The organism is uncultured Aggregatibacter sp. (genome assembly GCF_901873365.1).
Classification (GTDB): Bacteria; Pseudomonadota; Gammaproteobacteria; order Enterobacterales; family Pasteurellaceae; genus Aggregatibacter.
Genome location: NZ_CABFLM010000112.1, coordinates 1 through 3,036, shown reverse-complemented (window position 1 = coordinate 3,036; position 3,036 = coordinate 1). Strand labels below are relative to the sequence as shown.

General features: G+C 42.0%; 2 protein-coding genes and 2 pseudogenes. All 4 read right to left on the bottom strand.

Annotation, left to right across the window (positions count from 1 at the left end; translation table 11 throughout):
• Positions 1–119: pseudogene (locus tag QZ106_RS09365) on the bottom strand (ribonucleotide-diphosphate reductase subunit beta); the annotation flags it as partial.
• Positions 120–253: 134 nt separating this feature from the next.
• Positions 254–382, bottom strand: a pseudogene (locus QZ106_RS09360) (2Fe-2S iron-sulfur cluster-binding protein); the annotation flags it as partial.
• Positions 383–450: 68 nt separating this feature from the next.
• Positions 451–1,836, bottom strand: coding sequence for a DASS family sodium-coupled anion symporter (locus QZ106_RS09355; RefSeq protein ID WP_295976576.1), 1,386 nt, complete (start codon positions 1,834–1,836; stop codon positions 451–453).
• 258 nt (positions 1,837–2,094) lie between these two features.
• The coding region (gene nrdB, locus QZ106_RS09350; RefSeq protein ID WP_295976575.1) for a class Ia ribonucleoside-diphosphate reductase subunit beta at positions 2,095–3,036 on the bottom strand (942 nt) is incomplete at its 5' end.

Below are 3,036 nucleotides of genomic sequence, written 5' to 3'. Positions count from 1 at the left end.
AGCTTTTCAAAGGTCTCATATTTTTGTTGATCGTAACGGGCAACGTTAACGTTTTGACCAAAGAACATCGGTTCTTTTAACTGGTCGTTTTTGTTTTGTGAGAAAGTGGTGTATGCCATTTTTGTTTCTCCTTTAATCTTATGAGTAAGGTGCGGTCAGTTTTTAAAATGTTTTTTTATGCTGGCGCAAGCGTCTTCGCTTGTGCCTTTAGTTTATTTACTTAGCACAAGCGTGGACGCTTGCGCTATCGGGGGCAGGAACCGCAATAACCGCTACGACATTGGTATTCATGGTAAATGCCATGTTGTTCCAAGCGATTGAGGAGCGGGATTTGATTATCGTGTTCGATGGTTTGACAGCTGTGTAATAAATGGATTTTCATGATTGTTAAAAGAAAAAAGAGCAGTTAGAAAACTGCTCTAAATAGCATTGTGCGTATTGTAATCGAAATTAGATCCACACGAAATATGCCATGCCGCCAATTATTCCGATACAGAAAAGGTTGAGAATAAAGCCGACCTTTGCCATATCCACTTGTTTGACATGGCCTGTCGCGAATACGATAGCATTCGGCGGTGTAGCAATTGGCAACATAAAGGCACAGCTTGCACCACAGGCGATGATGGCAGCGAGGGCGATTGGTGGCAAGTTTAAGGTTTGCGCTACTGAAATTACTATAGGCATAATCAATGCTGCACTGGCGGTATTAGAGGTGAATTCTGTGAGGAATATGATGAATGCGCTGACGACGAAGCACAGCACCCACAGCGGTTTTTCATTGGTAAATTGCACAATGGTGTCTGCCATGATTTTACTGGCGCCGGAGTCTTTCATGACAATACTCAAAGTTAATCCGCCACCAAAGAGCATTAACACGCCCCATTCCACACGTTGCTGAATTTCTTTCCATTTTGCCACACCGGTCACGCCGATAATCACCACTACAGTTAAGGCGATGACACTATCAAAGCTATCAATTTTTTTCTCTAAGCCCAGTAAACCGGAGAACCAAGGGTTGAGAACAGAACTAAACAGGAGCAGTAATGCCATCACACTGAAGATGATTAGCGTGATGATGTTCTTTTTGGTGAAAGAGACTTTTTCAAGAGAAGGGGCAAATTCGACATGAAAATTGGGACGTAAAATGACCCAAAGAGCAAATAACATGGAAGGTAACAACAATAGCATTACCGGGAAGCCATAACCTAACCATTCAGTAAAAGTCACTTGAATTTGAGAGGCCAAGATGGCATTAGGAGCGCTACCGACTAAGGTGCCAATGCCGCCAATACTGGCACAGAACGCCATACCTAATAAGGTAAACGCATACAGGCGATAATTTTTTTCTGCATTCAACCCTTTTAACATTCCTATGGTGAGTGGCAACATCATTGCCGCGACAGCCGTGTTGTTGATCCACATAGATAAAAAGGTGGTCACCCCAAATAAATACGCCACGGAAAGTTTTAAATTGCCTTTGGCGAGTCGCACGATGTAGTTCGCAATGATTTTATCCAGTTGCTGAATTTGTAATACCGCCGCAATCACAAAGCCGCCGAAGAACATATAAATAATCGGGGTGGCAAAAGGTGCAAGGGCTTTCTGTGTGTTAATCAGTCCTAAACCAATGGCAAGAATTGGCACCATAAGCGAGGTCACCGTAATATTAAAGGCTTCTGTCAACCACAAAATACCGATGAACGTCAGCAATGCCAAGCCGCGGTTTTCCTTTGGTGAGAAGGGCAATGTGTTGATTAGCACCAACATCAAGATAAAATCCAAAACAAGAATAATCAGGCTTTTATATTTAGCGAAGAAAGGGATTTGTGTTTGCATAATAAATGTCCTCCATGGCTGCTATTTATTAGCATTGTTTTAATAAATTAGAAACATTTTTTTAACAAATTTGTGACGGCTATCAAATATATTTTTTGAAGAAGAAAGAGATAAAAGTGCGGTGATTTTTATGAAAGGATTACATGCTTGTTTTAGTGAGTAGAGGAGGCAATCCTTGAGAAATAAAAAAGTGCAGTAGATTTTATCGGAATTTAAAAACACCCGAAAAATCCACCGCACTTTTAGCGACATCAAAGATTATAAATCGAAATCGTCGAAATCTTTGGTGTCTACTTTGGAGTCAATTTGACCCACAAGATAAGAACTCACTTCCACTTCTTGCGGTGCCACTTGTACGTTGTCGGAAACCAACCAGGCGTTGATCCAAGGAATCGGGTTTGAACGTGCTTGGAATGGCAATGGCAAGCCTACCGCCTGCATACGGATATTGGTGATGTATTCCACGTATTGCACTAAAATGTCTCTGTTCAAGCCGATCATGGAGCCGTCTTTAAACAAATAATCCGCCCAGTCTTTTTCCTGTTCTGCTGCCGCTAAGAATAAATCATAGGCTTCTTGTTTACATTCTTCGGCAATTTCTGCCATTTCCGGATCGTCTTGACCTGCCGCCATGATATTTAAAATGTGCTGCGTACCGGTTAAGTGCAACGCTTCATCACGGGCGATAAATTTAATGATTTTCGCATTACCTTCCATTAATTGACGCTCAGCAAAGGCAAAAGAGCACGCGAAAGACACATAGAAACGAATGGCTTCAAGTGCGTTCACGCTCATTAAGCAAAGGTAAAGTTGTTTTTTCAAATTACGTAAGGTGACGACACATTCTTTGCCATCCACGGTGTAAGTGCCTTCGCCGTACAGGCTATAAAGTTGGCTGTCACGGATTAAATCGTCGTAGTAAGAAGAAATATCGCGCGCACGTTTGATGATTTCTTCGTTGGTCACGATATCGTCAAACACGATAGACGGATCGTTCACAATGTTACGAATAATATGCGTGTAAGAACGAGAGTGAATGGTTTCAGAGAACGTCCACGTTTCGATCCAAGTTTCCAATTCAGGAATGGATACCAACGGCAATAACGCCACGTTTGGGCTACGGCCTTGAATGGAATCCAACAAGGTTTGATATTTTAAGTTGCTGATGAAAATGTGTTTTTCATGTTCAGGCAACGCCGC